Consider the following 20,887-nt stretch of genomic DNA (forward strand, 5'->3'; position numbering starts at 1 on the left):
GCCGGCGATGCGCCTCGGTGCACCGTCCCATGGTCGACCGTTTGCGCATCGCGATCCTCACGCATTCGACCCAGGCCCGCGGCAGCGTGGTCCACGCCCTGGCGCTCGGCGAGGCCCTGTGCGGTCTCGGTCACGAGGCGGTGGTCCATGCCCCCGATCCCACGGGCCGGGGCTTCTTCCGGAATGCCGGTTGCCCGGTGGTGTCGGTGGCGGCCAAGCCTATTGCCACGCCGGCCCTGGCTGTGTTCCGGTCCCGGATCGCCGATTACCTCTCGCATTTCTCGACGCCGGCGGCCTGCGACTTCGACGTCTTCCATGCCCATTGCGACATCAGCGGCAACGCGCTGGCCACCCTGACGCGCCGGCGCCTGATCCCCGGCTTCGTCCGCACGGTCCATCACATCGACACGGTGTCGGACCCGCAACTCGGCCAGCTGCAGGAGCGCGCGATCCTCGACGCCGGGCGGCTGCTCTGCGTCAGCCGGACCTGGGCCGCGATGCTTGAGGCCGAATACGGGGCGCGGGCCGACGTGGTCGGCAACGGCGTGGATGGCGCGGTCTACACGCCGGAGCCAGCGCCCGGCGATGTCGAGCTCCGCGTCCGCCTGGGGCTTGGGGCCGGTCCCGTTTATCTGAGCGTCGGCGGCTTCGAGGCGCGCAAGAACACCCTGTCGATCATCGAGGCGTTTGCGCGCCTGCGCCGGAACGTCCCCGCCGCGCAGCTGGTCATGGCCGGAACCGCCTCGCTTCTCGATCATGCCGGCTACGAGGCCCGGTGCTGCGCTGCCCTCGAGCGGGAGGGCCTGGAGGTCGGACCCGGCAAGCCGGTGATCCGGACCGGGCCGATCGCCCAGGCCGACATGCCGGGACTCTACCGGATCGCGGATACGCTGGTCTTCCCGTCCCTGAACGAGGGCTACGGCCTGTGCGTCTTGGAAGCGATGGCCTGCGGCACGCCGGTGATCGTCTCGGCGCGACCGCCCTTCACCGAATACCTCGCCCCCGGCGAGGCGCTCTCGGTCGAGCCGGACGACCCCGATGCCATTGCCGCCGCCATGATGGCGAGCTTGGAGCCGTCCCGCCGCGCCCGCCTGCGGGCCAGCGGCCTGGAGGTCGCCCGTGCCCATGCCTGGGAGGCCTGTGCGGCGCGCCATCTGCCGACCTACGCATCCCTGGTGCCCGGACCGGCACCGGTTGCGACGATCGCCACCGGGTCCGCCGCCTGGAACACCACACGGATCCCCGGCGATGCCTGAGATGCGGTTCCACATCCGCTGGCTGGATGGCAGCCGCGACGCCTGCTACTCGCCGACCCTCGTGATCAAGCAGCATCTCGCCGTCGGTCAGGATTACGCCCTCGACGAGTTTCTGGCCCTGACTCGCCTCGCCCTCGGCAGCGCCAGCGCCCGGGTGCAGGAACGCTACGGCTTCCCCTGCGGACGGGCCGAGGCGCAGCTCGCCCGGATCGAGGAGACTGCTCGCCGCCAGGAGCCGGGCACCGTGCATGTCGAGGCGTTCGAGGAGTGATTGTTTCGAGTTGGGCTTGGGGTGATCGCGGGGTGACACGCGCGGAGCAGACTGCCTGTATTCCCGCCAGCGCGTGTCGAACCGACACAGCGCGAATCCCTGGGCCGGGGGCGTTGTCCTGAGGCACGCGCGCAGTGAACCAGGCACACTCATGATCTTCCGGATCGCTACGGCCCTGATGGTGATCGCGGTGCCCGCGGCGGCGCAGACGCGTCCGTCGAGCACCGACATGACCTGCCAGCAGACGGCCCGGCTGGTCCAGGCGCGCGGCGCGCTGGTGCTCGGGACCGGCGGTCAGACCTACGACCGGTTCGTCCGGGACCGCTCGTTCTGCGAGATCACCGAGATCGCCCGGCGGGCGTTCCGCCCGACCCGCGACAACCCGACCTGCCTGATCGGCTATACCTGCTACGAGCCGGGCGCCGACGATTGGCCCGGCGCGGGGTTCTAGTCCCGGCGCAGGCGCCTCACGGCGTGCCGTGTTCCAGCTCGACGATGATCCGCCGGTCCCCGGCTCGGCGGCTGAAGCCGACGGCGTCGAGATGTTCGAGGAGCGGGATCGAGTATTTGCGCGAGATGCCCAGCGCGGCGCCGGCCTCCCGGGCCAGGAAACCGGTCTCCGGGGTCGTGGCGTTCGGAAAGGCGTCCACGAGGCGCGACCTTGCGACCGTCACCGCCTCGCGATGGAACAGTACCGCCCGGCGCTGGACCCGGTCGATGGCGCGGATCACAGTACCGGCGCCGACCAGATAGGTCAGCGCCTCGCGTCGGCGGACATCGCGGCCGACCGCCTCGGCCTCGTCCGGCGGGTTGAGGCCGGCGCGGCGAAACAGCTGTTCAAGCTTGCGGGCGGTCTCGCTCTCGTTCCGGGCCGGATCGAAGTCGGACCGGCGCCACAGGGCGCCGGCCTGGGCCGTGCCGCCGGTGGCGACCAGGTCGCGCAGGACCAGGGCGGTCAGCGCTTCGGGGATCACCAGCAGCTTTGCGAGGCGCTCCAGCGCGATGCCATGCTCCATCGGGTTGTCCCGGTGATGCGTGGACAGAGCCGCGAGCGCGGCGGTACGGAGCGACGCGAAAGCCGGAGCCCCGATGTAGCGGTCGCCGGTTTCCCGGGCGCCCGACGCGGACAGCATCTGTCGGGCTCGTTCGGTCCCGGTGCCGGCGGCACGGGCGATCTCCGTCAGCGTCGCCCCGGCCGCGCCAGCCTGCGCCAAGCGAACCGCCACGGCGTCGGCGGGCTTGCCCGTCGCCAGGGCATTGAGGTCGGCGAGCACGCGGGCATCGTGCCGCCGCCGGCGCCCGCGCGGGCGATCGAGCACCCGGCCGCCCGCGACCGTGGCGGCCGGTGAATCGAGCCGGAGCACGAAGGGCTCCCGGGCCGGCACAGTCACGGGCTCGGCGAGGTGCAACTGTGCCACCGCGCTGGCGCCCGGCTCGAGTGCGTCCCGGTCGAGCAGCCGCAACCGGGCCTCGACCTCGGTGGTGCCGAACAGGAGGCGGCACGCGCTTCCGCCCGCCAATGCGCCGTCCGCGCTCGATGCGGCCGTAAGCGCGACGTCGAGCCATTGCGATGGCACCAGCAGGCCCGGCACCGAGAGGGCGTCCCCGCGAGCGATCTCGTCGAGGCCGACGCCGCGCAGGGCCACGGCAGTCCGCCGTCCCGGCTCGGCGCGCTCGACCGGCCGGCCGTGGATCTGGAGGCTGCGCACCACGGCGCTGCGTCCCCCTGGCACGATCTCGAGGGTGTCGCCCACCGCCAGCGGCCCCCGCCGCAGCGTCCCGGTCACCACCGTGCCGAAGCCCGGCCGGGTGAAGACCCGGTCGACCGGCAGGTAGGGAAATCCGTCATCGACCCCCGGCTCCGCCTCCGCCAGAAGGGCGGCGAGCGCCTGGCCGAGCTCCGGAATTCCGGCTTCCGTCAGCGTCGACGTCGCGATCACCGGTCCGGCGGCGATCCCGGCGCGCGCCGCGGCGGCGGTGATCTCGGCGGCGCGCGCCGCGATCGTCTCGGGGGTGGCCAGATCCGACTTCGTCAGCGCCAGCACGCCGCGGCGGACGCCGATCAGCCGGGCAATCTCCAGATGCTCGACCGTCTGCGGCTTGATGCCCTCGTTGGCATCCACGGCGAGCAGCACGGCGCGCATCCCGGTGGCGCCGGAGACCATGGCCCGGACGAATCGCTCGTGACCGGGCAGGTCGATCAGGTCGATCTCCCCCTGGCCGGAGGCCAGCAGCGCGAAGCCCGGGACGATGGAGACCCCGCGGTCCCGCTCTTCCTTCAGCCTGTCCGTCTCGACTCCCGTGAGGGCCCGGACCAAGGCCGTCTTGCCGTGATCCACATGCCCGATCACACCGACCAGAAGTGTCTTCAAGGGAGCCACCGACCCAACGATTTCCGCGGCGCTACCGTCCACGCAGGGCGCACCGCTGTCTCAGCAAGGGATTCCGTCTCGCTGGCACGGCGTCGTGCGGTTCGCCGCCGTGCGGTCGGAGCCACGGCGCAGGAGGCAGATGGATTGTGGACAATCGGTTTTGCCACGCCATCCCACTTTGGGAAAGGGTAAATTTGGTGCGGTTCACGTCGCACGCCGTCGGACGCGTGCCATCCGGCCGCGGATTTCCTGTCGGTCGCGATTGCCCGAGCGACGGGCGCGGCTCTAGACCGGCTATCGTGGCGGACGGATGCAACCCTGCGGGTCCCCCGTAAGGTTATGGACCGGACGTTTCGAAGAGGAGATCATGAGCGAGATCGATAGCCACGCCGTGGCAGCCCCCCGCGAGATCGAGCTGAAGCTCGAATGTGCGAGCCCCGACCTGACCGCGCTGGCGGCGCATCCGCGGCTCCAGGGGGCCGAGCATGCTGAGCCCGAACTCCTCGTGACCACCTATTACGATACGCCCGCGCAGGATCTGCGCGCCGCCGGGCTGACTCTGCGGGTGCGCAATCAGGGTGGCCGGCACATCCAGACCGTGAAAGCCGGAAGCGGCGGCGTCGGCCTGTTCGATCGGGCCGAGTGGGAGACCGAGATCGCCGGCGAGGCGCCGGATCCGGCGGCCTGGGCCGAGACCGCGGCAGACAAAGTCCTGCGCAAGGCGGACGCGCCCCTGGAACGGCTGTTCTCCACGCGCATCACGCGTCGGGTGATCCCGGTCGAGCAGGGCGCTTCGCGGATCCTCGTGACCCTGGATGAGGGGCGCGTCGAGAGCCCGGTCGGCGATGCGCCGATCTGCGAACTCGAGCTGGAGATCGCCGAGGGCGAGGCCGGCGACCTGTTCGCGCTGGCCCAAATCCTGGCCGAAACCGTGCCGCTGCGCCTGAGCGCCACCGCCAAGAGCGGCCGCGGCTTCGCCCTTGTGGACGGGACCAGCCCGACCGTGGTCAAGGCCGAGCCGGTCGATCTGCCCGAGGAGGCAAGCGCCGGCGAGGTGTTTCGCCGGGTTGCCCGCGCCTGCCTGCGCCATCTGCGCCTGAACGAGACGGCCTTCCTGGCGAGCCACGCGCCCGAGGCTCTGCACCAGATGCGCGTGTCGCTGCGGCGGCTGCGCTCGGCCCTGTCGCTGTTCGCCCCGATGCTGGACGGCGATCCGCGGGCTGTCAGCTTCGGGGACGAGATCAAGCGCGTCACCGAACCCTTCGGACACGCCCGCAACCTCGATGTGTTCCTCGGCGACACCCTGCCGAGCCTGGCCAAGCAGCGACCGGACGACGCGGATCTCGTCGCCGTGCGCGAGCTGGCCGAGGCCGAGCGCGCCAAGGCCTACGAGGGCGTGCTGGCGATCCTGGAAAGCCCGCAATGGCGCGGGCTGATCATCGACGTCGCCGGTTGGATCGAGGCTGGAGCCTGGGCGACGCAGGACCCCGCCGCGGAGGATGGGCGAGCCTTCGCTGCGCAGGTTCTCGATCGGGCCCGCGATCGCCTGAAGAAGCGCGGCCGCGGCCTGAAGAAGCTCGACCCGCATACCCGCCATCGCGCGCGGATTGCCGCGAAGAAGCTCCGTTACGGCGCAGAGTTCTTCGCCGGGCTGTACACGAAGAAGAAGGCTCGCCGCCGCCAGGACAAATTCGGCGCCGCGCTCTCGGACCTGCAGGACCATCTCGGCACGCTGAACGATCTGGAAACCGCGCGGTCGATGATGGAGAGCCTCGGCGGTCCGCCGATGCCGGGTCCGGACGACGAGGGCACCCGGGAGCTGCTCGTTGCGGCCGCCGAGGCGCGGGCCGAACTGCTCGACGTCAAGCCGTTCTGGCGCTGAGGCTGCCCCAGCCGGGCTGCTATCGGCGAAAACGGATCCGTACCGGGTGACCACGATCCGGCACGGATCTCGCGACGCGCCACCGACCGGGATCCGGCCATTCGCCGGAAGACCGGGTGAGGAGCGCGGATGGCCCATGCCTACCGATTCGGGATCGAGGAAGAGTTCTTCCTGGCCGATGCCCGTACCCGCGGCTCGCCGCGCTGAAAGCGTTCCATGCGGCCGTCAAGGCCCGGCTCGACACGGCGGAGCGCGAGCAGCTGCAGAGCCAGATCGAGATCGCCTCGCCCCCGACTGCCGACATCGCCGAGGCGCGGGCACATCTCTCAGGGCTGCGCGCAGGCCTCTCCGAAATCGGTTCTGAACGCGGCATCCTGCCCTTTGCCGCCGGGACGCATCCCACCGCCCGGTGGCGCGACCAGAGCGCAACCGACAAGGCGCGCTATCACGGCATCATGGCCGACCTGCGCATGGTCGGGCAGCGCAATCTCGTCTGCGGCCTGCACGTCCATGTCGAGGTGCCGGATCCCGGCAAGCGCATCGACCTCATGGGGCGACTGCTGCCGTTCCTGCCGGTACTGCTCGCGCTTTCGGCGTCGTCGCCCTTCTGGCAGGGCGAACGGACCGGCATGGCCGGCTACCGGACCCGTGCCTACGCCGAGCTGCCCCGCACCGGCCTGCCCGAGCTGTTCGCCGACCCGGCCGACTATGACCGCTACGTGGACGTGATGACCCGCAGCGGCGCCATCGCCGATGCGACTTTCCTGTGGTGGCAGCTGCGTCCGTCGCTGAAATACCCCACGCTTGAATTGCGCGTGGCCGACAGCTGCACGCGCCTGGACGACGCGATCTGCATCGCCAACCTGTTCCGGTGCCTGGTGCGCCGGGTCGTCCGGGACCGAACGCTCAATGCCGGGCTGACCGCCGCCTCGCGGGGCTTCATCCGGGAGAACCTGTGGCGCGCCGAGCGTGATGGCGTGCAGGCCACGCTGATCGATGAGGCCCGGGAGCAGGCGGTGCCGATGACCCAGATGGTCGAGACGCTTCTCACGGAGACGGCCGAGGATGCCGAGGCCCTCGGCTGCAGCGAGGTCTGCGCGCGGGCTCGGACCATTGCGGCGGAGGGGTCGAGCGCCGACCGTCAGCTCGCGGTCTTCTCGGCGGCCCGCAAGCGCGGCGCTCGGGAACGCGAGGCGCTGTCGGCGGTGGTGGATCATCTCGCCCGAGAGACCGCCGCCGGAACAGGCGACGCGGTTGGGGCCACCCGCGCACCGTCCCGACGGCGTTAGACAGGAACCGGGCCCGCCCGAGGGGGGGATTGGCGAGCCCGGGATCCGTCGGACCGCGCTGGGGACGCGGTTGAATGCGTGATTCACATATGCGTGTTGCCGGAGAATTTCTGGATCACGGCACATCCGGAAATTCGGCTTCGGGTTAAACCCGCGTCGCGTTGACGGGTTGGTCCCCGGCACCTTTCTTCCGCCCGAAGGTCTGCTATCCCTCGCGCTCCGGCGGACACCTCGAATATTCGGCATGAGCCTTCTGAGCGATATTTTCGGCCGTGTCGGCCGCACCGTGACAGCCTATGCGGGTGACAAGGCCCTGATGCTCGCCGCCGTCTCGGCCTCGGCCAACGTGATCGTGGCCGACGGCGAGGTGGCCGGCGAGGAATTCGATGCGGCCCTCCACGGCCTGCGCGCCGATCCAGTCCTGGAGAAGGGCTACGACGCCCTGATGCTGGAGACCGAGCTGTACGAGGGCATCGCCCGGGCGCGCACGCGCCTCGGCCGCGCCGAGAATCTGCGCCACGTCGCGTCCATCGTCGAGCGGCCCGTGAGTCAGCGCGAGAACGTCTTCCTGATCGCCGCCGACGTGGCCGACCAGGACGGGATCAGCGGCATCGAGGCCACGGCTCTCGGGGAGATCGCCGTCGCCTTGCAGGTCGACGGCGACGGGCTGCTGCGCGCCAATCCGGTGCGGCGGCCGCCCGCCTGACCGGACCGACTGGCATCACCGTTGCTCCCGGCCGGCGCATCACCCGATAACGGTGATGGACACTCTTGTCGCACGGCGCCGCGCCGTGAGAGGACCCGCCATGGCCGAAACCAACCCGAGCAAGACCCATAACCTGCGCGCCAACGGTGCGCGGCTCTGGGCCACGATCCTGGAGACGGCCGCGTTCGGCGGCACCCCGGCCGGCGGCATCAACCGGCTGACCCTGTCGGCCGAGGATGGCCGGGTCCGCGACTGGTTCCGGGAAGCCTGCGAGGCGGCGGGGCTCACGGTCTCGGTCGACGCACTCGGCACCCAGTACGCTCTCCGGCCGGGCCGCGACATGAGCCGCAAGCCCGTGGCCTTCGGCTCGCATCTCGACACCCAGCCGACGGGCGGCAAGTTCGATGGCGTGCTCGGCGTACTGGCCGGGCTCGAGGTGATGCGCAGCCTGAACGATGCCGGCCTCGAGACCGAGGCGCCCCTGATGGTGGTCAACTGGACCAACGAGGAGGGCTCGCGCTTCGCCCCCGCCATGATGGCCTCGGCCGCCTATGCGGGCGAATTCACCACGGTGGAGATCCTCGCGAAGCGCGACGCCGCCGGCATCACCGTCGCCGAAGCCCTGGACGCGATCGGCTATCGCGGGGCCGAGGATGTCGGCGCGCGCAAGATCGGCGCCTTCGTCGAGCTGCATATCGAGCAGGGCCCGATCCTGGAGGCCGAGGGCAAGACCATCGGCGTGGTGGAAGGCGGCCAGGGCATCATGTGGTTCGACGGCCTGATCACCGGCTTCGAGAGCCATGCCGGTACGACGCCGATGCCGCGCCGCCGGGACGCGCTGCTGGCATTATCCGAATTCGCCCTCGCGGCGGAGCGGATCGCCCTGGGGCACGCGCCGTCCGCGGTGGCGACGATCGGCGAGGCCCAGATCCTGGCGCCGTCCCGCAACGTCGTGCCGGGCCGCGTCGCCTTCACGGTCGACGTGCGCGATCCCAGCTCGTCGACGCTCGACGCCATGGAGGCGAGCCTAAACGAGGCGGCGACCGAGATCGCCGAGCGCCGCCGGCTGGAGATCGCGCTCACCCGGATCTGGCGCAAGGAGCCGGTGCCGTTCGATCCCGCCATCGTGGCGGCGGTGGATGAGGCCGCCGAAAGCCTCGGGCATGCCCGGCGCCGGATCATTTCGGGGGCCGGGCACGATGCCTGCAACCTCGCCGCCACGGTCCCGACCGCGATGATCTTCGTGCCGTGCAAGGACGGCGTGAGCCACAACGAATCCGAATCCGCCACCCCGGGCGATTGCGCGGCCGGGGCCGACGTCCTGCTGCAGACCGTGCTCCGCCTCGCCAACGCGCCCCGGGCGGAACAGCCCGCGCGATGATCTTCGCCCCGGGCATCCAGGAGCGCCTCGATGCGCTGGCGGCGATCACCGCAGAGCCCGGTGCCATCACCCGCCTCTATCTGACGCCGGAGCAGGCGCGGGCCGAGGTGCTGGTGGCGGGCTGGATGCGCGAGGCGGGCATGACCGTGCGCCAGGACGCCATCGGCAACCTGATCGGCCGGATCGAAGGGCCGGAGCCCGGCGGTCCGGCCCTCGTCGTCGGCTCGCATCTCGACACGGTCCGGAATGCCGGCCGGTACGACGGGCCGTTGGGCGTCATCACCGGGATCGCCTGCGTCGAGGCGCTGGCCCGCGACGGGATCCGTCTCCCGCACGCCCTGGAGGTCGTGGCCTTCGCCGATGAGGAGGGGGTGCGCTTCCCGGCGACCCTGACCGGCAGCCGGGCCTTCGCGGGGCATCTCGATCCGGCTTTGCTCGACGCCGCGGACGCGGACGGCACCACGCTGGCCGCCGCGATGCGGGATTACGGGCTCGATCCCAGCACGATCGCCACCGCGGCGCGCCGTCCGGACGAAATCTTGGGCTACCTCGAACTGCATATCGAGCAGGGGCCGATGCTCGAGACGGCCGATCTGCCGGTGGGCGTCGTGACGGCGATCTCCGGAGCCAGCCGCCTCGAATTCACCCTGACCGGCGAGGCCGGCCATGCCGGCACCGTCGCCATGAGCGCGCGGCGGGATGCCCTGGCGGGCGCAGCCGAATGCGTGCTGGCAGTCGAAGCGCGCTGCAGCGGCGAGGCGCACCTGGTCGGCACCGTTGGCCGCATCGAGGCTCTCCCCGGCGCGGTGAACACGATCCCCGGGCTGGCGCGCTTCTCCCTCGACCTTCGCGCCCCCGACGATGCCCAGCGCCGCGCCGCGCTGGCCGACATCCGGGCGGCCTGCAAGAGCATTGCGGATCGTCGGCACCTCGATCTCGGTATTCGCCTGCTGCACGAGGCCGAGGCGGTGCCGGCCGATCTTGTGTTGACCGCGCTGATCCGCGACGCCGTCACCGCCGAAGGCCTGCCTATTCTCGCCCTGCCGAGCGGAGCCGGCCATGACGGCATGGCCGTGGCGGCCGTCGCGCCGATCGCCATGCTGTTCGTACGCTGCCGGAACGGCATCAGCCACAACCCGGCGGAATTCGCGAGCCTGCCGGATATCGAGACCGGGGCCCGGGTGCTGTTTGCGACGATCAACGGGTTCGGGGCCCGGAGCCGGGTCTGACCTGCGCCCCGTGGACCGGGTGGACGCCAGCAAAAAAAATCCCGTACAGACGCGCCATGAGCGCACGATCCTATCGCGACGCCCGGGGCCGGCCGCTGATCGCGGTGACGGGCATCGGCGTCGTCTCCTCCCTCGGACAAGGTCAGGCCGATACCTGGACGGCGATGAGCGCCGGCCGATCCGGCATCCACGCCATCGCGCGGTTCTCGACCGAGGGCCTTCGCACCCGGATCGCCGGCACGGTCGATTTTCTGAACACGGAACCGCTGGTCGCGCCGCTCCTGTCCGAGCGCTTCGCCGCGGAGGCTGCCGCGGAGGCGGTCGCGCAGGCCGGGATCGGCACGAAGGGCGATTTTCCGGGGGCGCTGTTCATCGCGGTTCCGCCGGTGGAGATGGAATGGCCGCAGCGTCAGGCCTTGGCCGAGGCCGCAGGCGGCGAGGGCGACGTCGATTACGCCGGCCTGCTCCGGGCCGCGGCGACCCGGCGGTTCGATGCCTGGCACGACCTGTTCATCTTCGGCACCGTGGCCGACCGGATCGCCGAAAGGTTCGGCACCAAGGGCTCGCCGATCTCGCTGTCCACCGCCTGCTCCTCCGGCGCCACCGCGATCCAGCTCGGCGTCGAGGCGATCCGCCGGGGCGAGGCTGCCGCGGCGCTCTGCATCGGCACGGACGGCTCGGTGAACCCGGAATCGCTGATTCGATTCTCGCTGCTCTCCGCGCTCTCCACCCGCAACGACGTGCCGGAAGAAGCCTCGAAGCCGTTCTCGAAGGATCGGGACGGCTTCGTGATGGGCGAGGGCGCGGCCGCCCTGGTCCTCGAGGAGGCCGAGGCCGCGGTCGGTCGGGGCGCGAAGATCCTCGGCTACGTGCTCGGCTGTGGTGAGAAAGGTGACGGTTTCCACCGCACCCGATCCAGCCCGGATGGGGCGCCGGTCATCGCGGCGATCCGCGCCAGCCTGGACGATGCCGGGCTGGGCCCCGACGCGATCGACACGATCAACGCCCACGGCACTTCGACCCCGGAGAATGACAAGATGGAGGCCCTGGGGCTCGCCGCAGTGTTCGGCGACCGTGTGCCGTCCCTGCCGGTCACCTCGAACAAGTCGATGATCGGTCACACGCTGACGGCGGCCGGCGCCATCGAGGCGGCGGTGTCGCTGCTGACGATCCGGAACGGTCGCATCCCGCCGACCATCAATCACCGGGTGCCGGACCCGGCGCTCGGCCTCGACGTCGTCGAGACCGCTCGGGACCTGCCGGTGCGCACCGTGCTGTCGAACTCGTTTGGTTTCGGCGGCCAGAACACCTGCCTGGTGTTCGGGGCGGAGCCGGCGTGAGCGCCGCCCGCCGCGTCCTCGTCACCGGTGGAGCCTCGGGCGTCGGCGCGGCGACCGTCCGCGCGCTGGCGGGTTCGGGCTTCGCCGTCGACTTCACCTATCGCTCGTCGATAGAGGCTGCAGAAGGGCTGCTTGCCGACCTGCGCGCAGCGTATCCGGATCGGGCCTTCATCGGGCATGCCCTGGACCTCGCCGACAAGGCCGCCCTCGACGTCTTCTGCGATGCCGCCGAGAATGCCGGCTATTACGGCCTCGTCCACAATGCCGGCCAGCCGAGCGATGCGCTTGCGGCCATGTTCGACCAGGACCGGGCCGAGACGGTCATGCAGATCAACTTCTTTGCGCTGACCCGGCTGGCCAAGGCGCTGGTCCGCCCGATGACCCAGGCGCGGACGGGCCGCATCATCGCGATCGGCTCCGTGGCCGCGCTCCGCGGCAATGCCGGCAACGCCGCCTACGCGGCCACCAAGGGCGCGCTGATCGCCTATTGCCGGACCCTCGCGGTCGAGACCGCCAAGCGCGGAGTCACGGTCAACGTCATCGCCCCGGGCTTCGTCGACACCGCCATGATGGCGCGCTACGCCGCCCACCGGGCCGGGATGGAGCGCCAGATCCCCGCCGGCCGGTTCGCCCAGCCGGAGGATGTCGCCGCGCTCGCCGCCTTCCTGATGGGCGATGGGGCCGCGTACATCACCGGGGCGGTGCTTCCCGTCGACGGCGGCCTGACGGCCATGATGGGCGTCCACCGCACCTGATCTCTTTTGTGTTCGCGTGTCTCCGTCGCAGGCTCACGCCTCTCGCGGCTGCCGTGATAAGTCCGAAGACCTGACTCCCCCCACACGCGCCCTGCTTGAGCGACCCGCCGATGCGCGCCCGACTGATTGTTCTCGCCGGATTGTGCCTTGCGGTGCCCCTTGTCCCGTGCGGCGCCAGCGCCGAACCGGAAGCCTACCGGATTTCGGGGCTGTCCCCCGGCGAGCCCCTCTCGATCCGCGCCGAGCCGGATGCTGCGGCCGAGCAAGTCGGCGAGATCCGTTCCAAGGCTCTGGTCTTCGGCTGCACCAACGATACGCCGAGCCGGACGACTTGGTGCCGGGTCAAGGCGGGACGTGTCGTCGGCTGGGCGCGGCGGCGCTATCTGGCGCCGGAATGACGAAAGACAGCATGAAAGCCCTCCAGCTATTCGGCGACCGCGACCTGCGCCTCACCGAGGTCGAGGCACCCGCCGCCCCGGGTCCGGGCGAGGTGCAGATCCGCATCCGCGTGGTCGGCCTCAACTTCATCGACGTCTGGGGCTTCCGCGGCATGGCCTTCGCCAAGCGCAAGATGCCGCTGATCGTCGGAGCCGAGGCGGCGGGGGTGGTCGAGTCGGTCGGCGCCGATGTCGCGGACGTGGCCGTCGGCGACTCGATCGTTCCCTACGGGGCGATGACCTGCGGGCAGTGCCGCGCCTGCCGCGAGGGCCGCGACAACCTCTGCGAGGACGTGTCCGGGGTCATGGGCTTCCACATCGACGGCTTCGCCCGCGAACTGGTCAACATGCCCGCCCGTCTCGTGGTGAAAGTCCCGGACCGGGTCAGCGACACCGACGCAGCCTGCGCTGGCATCGCCTTCGGCACGGTCCAGCACATGCTGTTCGACAATGCCCGGCTGGAGCCCGGCGAAAGCGTGCTGGTCCATGCCGGCGGGTCCGGTATCGGCACCGCCGCCATCCGCATGGCGAAGGCGATCGGCTGCACCGTCTACACGACGGTCGGCGACGACGAGAAAGGCCGCAAGGCGGCGGAACTCGGCGCCGACCACGTCATCAATTACCGGACCGAGCGGTTCGAGGGCGAGGTCCGGCGGCTGACCAAGCGCAAGGGCGTCGACGTCGTGTTCGAGCATGTCGGCGCCGACACCTGGAACGGCTCGCTGCTCTGCCTGAAGCGCGGCGGGCGGCTGGTGACCTGCGGCTCGACCTCCGGCGTCTCGGCCACCATGAACCTGATGCAGCTGTTCCAGCAGCAATACCGCATCACCGGCTCGTTCGGCTGCTCGCTCGCCAATATCGCGCAGGCCCTCGACAAGATGGCCCAGGGCATTCGCCCGGTCGTGGATACCGTCTACCCCCTCGGCGACTTCACGCAGGGGCTGGAACGGCTCGAATCCCGCAAGGTCTTCGGGAAGATCCTCGTCGGCCTCTGAGCCTTGCCGCACATCGTCCCGGGGGCCGGCGGCCACCTTTCCGGACGATGCGCTATCGCACTGCGGGAAAGATCGGTTAAGCTTCGCCTTTCACGCGAATTGCCGGGTCTGCCCGCTTCGTGCCCGGGAATCCAACGTGTTGCGCCTCGCCCTCATCCTTCGACGGTCCTTCCCGCGGCTGGCGGGCTTTGCCATGATCCCGCTGATCCGCGGCCTGGTCTGGCTGGCGCGCGCCCTCGGGCCGGATCGTTCGACGGCGCTCGGCGCCGCCCTCCTGCGGAATGTCGGGCCGCTGTTGCCGGCGCATCGGACCGCCATGGCGAACCTGCGCGCTGCCTTCCCGGACATGCCGGAGGCGGAACGGAAGCGGATCGCCCTCGAGGCCTGGGACAACCTGGGGCGGACCGGCGCCGAGTACGCTCATCTCGATACGCTGTTCGACTTCGATCCCGACGCAACCGGCCCGATGCGCACGGAGGTCGCGGGAATCGACCACTTCGCCGCTTTGCGCGATGATGGCCAGCCGGGCCTGATCTTCTCCGCGCATCTGGGGAACTGGGAGCTTCCCGCGATCTGCGCCGCACGGTTCGGCCTCGACGCGACCGCCGTGTTCCGGCCGCCGAACAACCCGGCGGCTGCACACCTCGTGCAGGAGGTCCGCCGCCGCTCCATGGGTGGCCTCGCCGCCTCCACCCCGGGGGCCGTCTTCGCCATGCGCGACGTAGTCGAGAATGGCGGCCATCTCGGGCAATTGATCGACCAGCATTTCACCCGGGGCGTGGTGGTCGACTTCATGGGCCGGCCGTGCCTGGCCAACCCGCTTCTGGCCAAGCTCGCCCGGCACTACGATTGCCCGGTGCACGGCGTCCGCGTCATCCGCCTGCCGGAGGGCCGATTCCGCCTGGAACTCACGCCCCCCCTGGATCTGCCGCGCAACGCCGACGGTGTGATCGATGTCGCCGGCGCGATGCAGGCGATGACAAGTGTGGTCGAGGGTTGGGTCCGCGAGAATCCAGGCCAATGGTTGTGGATGCATCGCCGCTGGAGACCGGACATGTTGCCGAAAGCGCGGAATGCTCGGACGACGTCGCAACCAATGGTAGAAAATACTCAAGCCAACGTGATTTCCCAGACGGCATCCCAGACGCTCTGATGGCACCATGATCCTTCGGCCCCGCGCCCGTACCCAGACCGGCGAGATCCGTGCGCTGTGCGCGGCCGCGCTGCTCTGCGTCGTCTCGGCCACCGCTCAGGCGCGGGCGGAGCCGGTCCGCGCCGTGGTGGAGATGTTCACCAGCCAGGGCTGCGGCGCCTGCCGGAGTGCCGACCCGGTCATCCGCGACCTCGCCCGTCAGCCCGGCGTGGTCGCGCTCACCCTGCCGGTGACCTATTGGGATTATCTCGGCTGGAAGGACACCCTGGCCTTGCGGCCGCTGACCGATCGCCAGCGCGCCTATGCGCGGGCGCACGGCGTCCGCCAGGTGTTCACGCCGCAGGTCGTGGTCGACGGCAGCGGCTTCGCGGTGGGCTCGGACCGCATCGCTCTCGAGCGGCTGATGCGCGAGGGGACGCAGCGCGGCGGATTGCCGATCCCGGTCCGCGGCGAGATTCACGGCGACCGCATCACGGTCGAGGTCGGCGCCGCTGCGGATGCCAGGCCCGAGACGCGTGGCGATGTCTGGCTGGTGCCCGTTCTGCGCAGCCGGGCCATCGCGATCCTGGCCGGCGAGAATGGCGGCCGGACCGCTACCTACGTCAATGTGGTGCGCGGCCTGCAGCGCCTCGGTCCCTGGACGGGCCAGTCGACCCGCTTCGATGTGCCCTGCACGCTGGCGGAGATTGCCGACGCCGACAGCTGGGTGATCCTGGTCCAGGGCGCCACGGAGGGCAGACCCGGCCGCATCCTGGGGGCGGCCAAGGGGCCGGGCCTGTAGGGCGTTCGGCTCAGTCCAAGGTGATCGGATCCACCTGCCGCCGGCCCTCCCGGCGATGACGCTCGTTCGACGCCTGCGCCAACTCGCCGAGCTTGGCGTCCAGGCGGTCGGAGCATCGGCCGACCAGGCCGATCATCGCGTCGAGCAGGCTGCTGAACAGCGCGACGCTGCCGATCACGCCGGTGATGATGACGGTCTTGATGATGTGACCGATCCAATGAAACATACGCATCGTCTAGGGAAAGCTTTCGACCTGCGCGGCGCCCGGTGCGTCGCTTCCCGACCGCAGATAGCGTGGCGCGGCCGGTACGCGCTGCGACCGAAGGCGGCATCGAACCGCCCGGGCGGCAGGCTCGTTGCATGCATGGGCCCGTCTGCCGAACCGTGTGGACGCCCGTCATTGAGTGTCGGCCATGCGGCGACGCCAGCTGCTCTCGGGAATGCTCGCCGCCGCGTCCCTGGCGGTTCGCCGGGCTGAAGCGGCCGACCTCGCGGTCGATGTCCTCCTCGTGCTCGCCGTCGATGTCTCGCTGAGCATCAGCGAGGCGCGCTTCGACCTGGAGCGGCATGGCTATGCCGAAGCCTTCGGCGATCCGCGCGTCCTGCGGGCGATCGCCGAGGGCCCTCATGGGCGTATCGCGGTCGCGCTGTTCGATTGGGCAGGCCCGGGGGAGCAGCAGGTCGCGGTCGATTGGATGGTCATCGGAACGGCCGCCAACGCGATCGCCTTCGCGAAAAGACTCGCCGCGGTGTCGCGCCCCTTCTACGGCCGGACCGCCATCGGGTCGGCGATCGGCTTCGCCTCCATGCTGCTGGAGCGATCGCCCTACCGCGCCGACCGGACGGTCATCGACATCTCGGGGGACGGCACCAGCAATTCGGGCCGGTCGATCGCCGAGGCCGGGGACGCGGCCGTCACCGCCGGCACCACCGTCAACGGCATCGTCATCCTCACCGATCCGGCGGGCATGCCGGCGTTCCTGAGGGACCATACCAATCCCGTGGGCGGCTTGGCTGCCTATTACCGGGAGACCGTGATCGGCGGCGAGGGCGCGTTCGTCATGGCGGCCGAGGGATTCGAGGCTTTCGGCCGGGCGCTGATCGCCAAGCTGGTCCGCGAGATCTCCTGACACCGGCCGCCGACATCCGGCCTCCAGCGTCACCCGCGCTGCTCGCGCCCTGCGTATCGGCGCGGTAGGCTCCTCGGGCACGTGCCCGGCGAGGCGCGGCCCAGGGAGGAATGACGATGCCGATCACGGCCGACGCGCTGTCCGCCTATCCCGTCATCGCCCTGCGCCCGGACGACGGCGTGGTGGTCGCCCGGACCGCCATCGAGCCGGGCATGCCGGTGACCCCGGGCGTCACAGCCGCCGAACGGATCCCGCCCGGGCACAAGGTTGCGGTCCGCCCGCACGTGTCCGGTGAGGCCGTGACGAAGTACGGCCAGATCATCGGCTTCGCCAAAGAGGACATCGCCGCCGGCCGGCACGTCCATGTCCACAATCTCGGCATGGGCGAGTTCGCCCGCGACTACGCCTTCGGGGTCGATGCCCGCCCGACCCGGCTGATCACGCCGCCGGCGACCTTCCAGGGCATCCGCCGGTCCGACGGGCGCGTGGCGACGCGCAACTATGTCGGCATCCTCACCTCGGTGAATTGCAGCGCCCATGTCGCCGACCTGATCGCCGACGCGTTCCGGCGCCACCCGATCCTCGGGCTCGATCCGCTCGCCCCCTATCCGAATGTCGACGGCGTGGTCGCGCTGACCCACAAGACCGGCTGCGGCATGGCGATGGGCGAGCCGCTGAAGCTCCTGCGCCGGACGCTCGCGGGCTATGCCCGGCACGTCAACTTCTCGCACATCGTGATGATCGGCCTCGGCTGCGAGGTGAACCAGATCGGCGCTTTCCTGGAAGAGCAGGGCCTGGGCGACCGGATCCGCAGCATGAACATCCAGACGCTGGGGGGCACCCGCAAGACGGTCGAGGCCGGCATCGACTTCGTCACCGGCATCCTGGCCGAGGCCAACGGGGTGTGCCGGGAGACCGTGCCGGCGAGCGAGCTGATCGTCGCCCTGCAATGCGGCGGCTCGGACGGCTATTCCGGGGTCTCGGCCAACCCGGCGTTGGGGATCGCCAGCGACCGCGTGGTCGAGAACGGCGGCACCGTGATCCTGTCCGAGACCACCGAGACCTACGGGGCCGAGCACCTGTTCACCCGGCGCGCGGTGAGCCCTCAGGTCGGCCAGAAGCTCGTCGATCTCATGCGCTGGTGGGAGGCGTATACCCGCCGGGAGGGCTCGGAGATCGACGCCAACCCGTCGCCGGGCAACAAGGCTGGCGGCCTGACCACGATCCTGGAGAAATCGCTCGGCGCCATGGCCAAGGCCGGCAGCACCAACCTGGTCGACGTGGTGCGCTATGCCGACCCGGTGACCGCCAAGGGCTTCGTGTTCATGGACACCCCCGGCTACGACCCGGTCTCGGCGACCGGGCAGGTAGCCGGCGGGGCGAACCTCGTGTGCTTCACCACCGGGCGCGGCAGCGTCTTCGGCTGCAAGCCGTCGCCGTCGATCAAGATCGCCACCAACTCGGCGATGTACCGGCGGCTGGAGGAAGACATGGACGTCAATTGCGGCACCATCCTCGACGCTGAGGAGACGGTCGAGCAGGCGGGCCAACGGATTTTCGAGCTGATCCTGCGGGTGGCGAGCGGCGAGCGGACCAAGAGCGAGCAGTTCGATTTCGGTTCGTCGGAATTCGCGCCCTGGCAACTCGGCGCGACGGTGTGAGGCCGTTGCGATCGCGCAGCGTTTGATGCCTTCGAACGCCGCTCCCCGTCATTGCGAGCGCAGCGAAGCAACCTAGGGACACGCCACATTTGGAGATCGCGCGCAGCCCTGGGTTGCTTCGCTGCACAGCAATGACGGAGAGGATCAGAGATCCGTCCGCACCACGTTCGGAAACCCCAAAATAAAATCCGGTCCGAAGGCGGTGACGGGCGTCTGGAAGCCGGCCGGCACCGCTCCCGACGCGACACGCCGGGCGGTCTCAAGCGCGGTCAGGACCGTCAGCGTGTAGCCCTCGGGGGTCTCCATGCGGCTCGCCGCACGGTTGCCGCTCCCGTCCCAGGCCTCGGCCAGGAAGGTGCTGCGCGCCGTCGCCCGCGCCGTCTCGGAAGGCCCCGGCGGCAGCCGGTCGATGCCGCGGTTGATCAGGCGTTGTACCGTCGGGCCGGCGATGATCCGGCGCAGGCCGGACGGCAGGCCCGCGGCTGCGGCCATGGCCGGGAAGGCCTCGAAATAGACCGCGATGTTGGGCACGCGGGTCGAATACCACGCGCTCGAGACGTCGCCCCAGCCGAGCCCCACGGTGCGCCGGGCGCCACGGCCGAAATCGGCGCTGCCGCGGGGCGGGCTCGGCAATTCGACGATACGGCCGTCTCGGCGGACCCGCGTCCCCCAGGCGATGCCCTCGACCATGGTGCGGGCCGTCCCCCGGCTGAAGCCGCCGAAGCCGCCGATGGAGATCCGCAGATGCGTGGCGCCGGGCAGCCGGTTCGCCACATGGGCGGCGAGGCAATCGCTCGGCACCACATCGAAACCGGCCGCCGGAAGCAGGACGATGCCAGCAGCCTTCGCGTCCGCATCCCGGGCGGCCAGTGATTCGAGCACGTCGATCTCGCCGGTGATGTCGACGTAATGCGCCCCCGCGGCGATGCAGGCCTCGGCCATGGGTTGGGCCGTCTTGGAGAACGGTCCGGCCGCGTGGATCACCGCGGCGATGCCGGTGAGCATCGCGCGCAGCCGGCCCGGATCGTCGAGGGGCGCGGCGCGCCAATCGAGCCCGAGGCGGGCGGCCAGTGGCCGGAGCTTGTCGGGATCACGCCCGGCCAGGACCGGACGCAGGCCTTGCGTACGCGCGTGTTCGGCGAGCAGCGTGCCGGTGTAGCCGGTGGCGCCGTAGATCAGGATCGCGGTCATGGCTGCTTCTGTACCATGGCGGGCGGGCGCATCGGCAGGGGCGGCCTCCGACGGGCGCTCGTCGAACAAGGTTCGTCCCGGCCCCACCGTTGCGCGTCCGGTCTGCCGTGCGCTGCGAGACATGGCGATCTCCGCCGATCCGTTAGATCGGAAGCCTGTGGCGGATTGAGCGTCGCGAAGGCGGTCCTGAGGCAGGATCGGATCGGGATTTGGCGGTCCGAGACGCCGCAAATGGGGCGCGTGGGATGCGTGGGAGCGATCGATGAAGGGGCGTCTTCGGCTTGCGGCGTTCGGGGTCTTGCTCGTCGCCACCGGTGTGCCGGCGAACGCCGCCGACCGGATCGTGCAGATGCAGGCGGCTCAGGTCGGACCGGGCATCGACGCCTTTCCGCAGATCGTCGAGCCGGTCGACGATGCGGAGCGGCGGATCAATGCCGCGCTCAAACGCCTCGACGCACAGGTCCGCAAGGCGGCGAAGAGCTGCAAGGCCGAGGGCGGCGCGAACACTTCGTGGGAGCGGGGCGTCCGCACGGCCATGCACGGTCCCCGCTTCCTCAGCTTCGAAATCAACGACGGCACCTATTGCGGCGGTGCCCATCCGAACACCGGCACGACGGCGATCGTCTACGACCTCGTCACCGGCACGCCGGTGGATTGGACGACGCTGCTGCCACCCGCACTGACCGGCAAGGTCGCGCTCGCGACCCAGGCCGACGAGACCAAAATGGTGACGCTGTCGTCCAAGCGGCTGCACGCCCTGTACCTCAAGGCCTACCGTCCCGAGACCGGCAAGACGAATGCGAACGCGGACGATAAGGCGTGCCGCGATGCGGTGACCGAGACCGTCTCCGGCGAACCGCCCGCCATGACCGTATGGCCCGATGCCGAGGCGGGCGGGCTCGCCGTCCAGTTCGATCTGGCTCATGTGGTGCAAGCCTGCGCCGACACCGTGGTGATCCCGACATCGACGCTGCGTCGCGAAGGCGTCCAGACCGTGCTCACCGATGCGATCGAGGCCGCGCAGGCCAAGCGTCCGTAGGACGCGTCCCGAACGACGC

The 20,887-nt window shown here is 70.4% G+C and carries 19 protein-coding genes and 1 pseudogene; 17 read left to right on the forward strand and 3 right to left on the reverse strand.

Going from position 1 to position 20,887, the window contains the following annotated elements; translation table 11 throughout:
* The first annotated feature begins 29 nt into the window (after window positions 1-29).
* From AO398_RS14060 to AO398_RS14070, 3 genes are all read left to right on the forward strand, one after another.
* Entirely contained in the window at window positions 30-1,256 is a 1,227-nt protein-coding gene (locus AO398_RS14060; protein WP_058192719.1) for an MSMEG_0565 family glycosyltransferase, read from the forward strand.
* Window positions 1,249-1,527, forward strand: coding sequence for an MSMEG_0570 family nitrogen starvation response protein (locus tag AO398_RS14065; protein ID WP_058192720.1), 279 nt, complete (start codon window positions 1,249-1,251; stop codon window positions 1,525-1,527). The genes AO398_RS14060 and AO398_RS14065 overlap by 8 nt, the downstream gene beginning before the upstream one ends.
* Before the next feature lie 151 nt (window positions 1,528-1,678).
* Window positions 1,679-1,978: a hypothetical protein gene (locus tag AO398_RS14070; protein ID WP_058192721.1), complete on the forward strand. Its 300-nt coding sequence runs from the start codon at window positions 1,679-1,681 to the stop codon at window positions 1,976-1,978.
* 16 nt (window positions 1,979-1,994) lie between these two features.
* Here AO398_RS14070 and selB read toward each other — a convergent pair whose 3' ends face one another.
* Window positions 1,995-3,941: a selenocysteine-specific translation elongation factor gene (gene selB, locus AO398_RS14075; RefSeq protein ID WP_058192722.1), complete on the reverse strand. Its 1,947-nt coding sequence runs from the start codon at window positions 3,939-3,941 to the stop codon at window positions 1,995-1,997.
* A gap of 325 nt (window positions 3,942-4,266) precedes the next feature.
* Between selB and AO398_RS14080 the strand changes: the two genes are divergently transcribed.
* The 11 genes and pseudogenes from AO398_RS14080 to AO398_RS14130 all read left to right on the forward strand — a co-directional run bounded on the left by AO398_RS14080 (window position 4,267) and on the right by AO398_RS14130 (window position 15,847).
* On the forward strand, window positions 4,267-5,781 hold the full coding sequence (locus tag AO398_RS14080; protein ID WP_082643274.1) for a CYTH and CHAD domain-containing protein: 1,515 nt from the start codon (window positions 4,267-4,269) through the stop codon (window positions 5,779-5,781).
* A 129-nt stretch (window positions 5,782-5,910) separates the two neighbouring features.
* A pseudogene (locus tag AO398_RS14085) lies at window positions 5,911-7,070 on the forward strand (carboxylate-amine ligase).
* 244 nt (window positions 7,071-7,314) lie between these two features.
* Window positions 7,315-7,776, forward strand: a complete 462-nt coding sequence (locus AO398_RS14090) for a tellurite resistance TerB family protein (protein ID WP_058192723.1) — start codon at window positions 7,315-7,317, stop codon at window positions 7,774-7,776.
* A 100-nt stretch (window positions 7,777-7,876) separates the two neighbouring features.
* Window positions 7,877-9,157, forward strand: a complete 1,281-nt coding sequence (locus AO398_RS14095) for a Zn-dependent hydrolase (protein ID WP_058192724.1) — start codon at window positions 7,877-7,879, stop codon at window positions 9,155-9,157.
* Window positions 9,154-10,386, forward strand: a complete 1,233-nt coding sequence (locus AO398_RS14100; protein ID WP_058192725.1) for an allantoate amidohydrolase — start codon at window positions 9,154-9,156, stop codon at window positions 10,384-10,386. Before AO398_RS14095 ends, AO398_RS14100 begins: the two co-directional genes overlap by 4 nt.
* Before the next feature lie 56 nt (window positions 10,387-10,442).
* On the forward strand, window positions 10,443-11,726 hold the full coding sequence (locus tag AO398_RS14105; protein WP_058192726.1) for a beta-ketoacyl-ACP synthase: 1,284 nt from the start codon (window positions 10,443-10,445) through the stop codon (window positions 11,724-11,726).
* On the forward strand, window positions 11,723-12,481 hold the full coding sequence (locus tag AO398_RS14110) for an SDR family NAD(P)-dependent oxidoreductase (protein ID WP_082643275.1): 759 nt from the start codon (window positions 11,723-11,725) through the stop codon (window positions 12,479-12,481). Before AO398_RS14105 ends, AO398_RS14110 begins: the two co-directional genes overlap by 4 nt.
* Before the next feature lie 110 nt (window positions 12,482-12,591).
* Complete coding sequence (locus tag AO398_RS14115; protein ID WP_058192728.1) at window positions 12,592-12,879, forward strand: hypothetical protein; 288 nt, start codon at window positions 12,592-12,594, stop codon at window positions 12,877-12,879.
* Window positions 12,880-12,890: 11 nt separating this feature from the next.
* Entirely contained in the window at window positions 12,891-13,913 is a 1,023-nt protein-coding gene (locus tag AO398_RS14120; protein ID WP_058192729.1) for a zinc-binding dehydrogenase, read from the forward strand.
* Between the two features lie 136 nt (window positions 13,914-14,049).
* Entirely contained in the window at window positions 14,050-15,066 is a 1,017-nt protein-coding gene (locus AO398_RS14125) for a lipid A biosynthesis lauroyl acyltransferase (RefSeq protein WP_058192730.1), read from the forward strand.
* Window positions 15,067-15,073: 7 nt separating this feature from the next.
* Window positions 15,074-15,847, forward strand: a complete 774-nt coding sequence (locus AO398_RS14130; RefSeq protein WP_058192731.1) for a DUF1223 domain-containing protein — start codon at window positions 15,074-15,076, stop codon at window positions 15,845-15,847.
* 10 nt (window positions 15,848-15,857) lie between these two features.
* On the opposite strand, the gene AO398_RS14135 is transcribed toward AO398_RS14130, so the two are convergent.
* Window positions 15,858-16,073 (reverse strand): hypothetical protein, encoded by a 216-nt coding sequence (locus AO398_RS14135; RefSeq protein ID WP_244498772.1) that lies wholly within the window; start codon window positions 16,071-16,073, stop codon window positions 15,858-15,860.
* A 187-nt stretch (window positions 16,074-16,260) separates the two neighbouring features.
* On the opposite strand from AO398_RS14135, the gene AO398_RS14140 reads away from it, so the two are divergent.
* Both AO398_RS14140 and AO398_RS14145 read left to right on the forward strand, forming a co-directional pair.
* Window positions 16,261-16,977 carry a DUF1194 domain-containing protein gene (locus tag AO398_RS14140; RefSeq protein WP_058192733.1) on the forward strand — a complete coding sequence of 239 codons (717 nt, stop codon included), beginning with the start codon at window positions 16,261-16,263 and terminating at the stop codon, window positions 16,975-16,977.
* A gap of 137 nt (window positions 16,978-17,114) precedes the next feature.
* Window positions 17,115-18,638, forward strand: a complete 1,524-nt coding sequence (locus AO398_RS14145; RefSeq protein ID WP_058192774.1) for an altronate dehydratase family protein — start codon at window positions 17,115-17,117, stop codon at window positions 18,636-18,638.
* Between the two features lie 144 nt (window positions 18,639-18,782).
* Here AO398_RS14145 and AO398_RS14150 read toward each other — a convergent pair whose 3' ends face one another.
* Window positions 18,783-19,952, reverse strand: a complete 1,170-nt coding sequence (locus AO398_RS14150) for a saccharopine dehydrogenase NADP-binding domain-containing protein (protein ID WP_244498773.1) — start codon at window positions 19,950-19,952, stop codon at window positions 18,783-18,785.
* Between the two features lie 139 nt (window positions 19,953-20,091).
* On the opposite strand from AO398_RS14150, the gene AO398_RS14155 reads away from it, so the two are divergent.
* A complete protein-coding gene (locus tag AO398_RS14155; protein WP_058192735.1) occupies window positions 20,092-20,868 on the forward strand; it encodes a hypothetical protein in 777 nt (258 codons plus the stop codon).
* The last annotated feature ends 19 nt before the right edge of the window (window positions 20,869-20,887 follow it).

Source organism: Methylobacterium sp. GXS13 (genome assembly GCF_001455965.1).
In the GTDB taxonomy this organism is placed as follows: domain Bacteria; phylum Pseudomonadota; class Alphaproteobacteria; order Rhizobiales; family Beijerinckiaceae; genus Methylobacterium.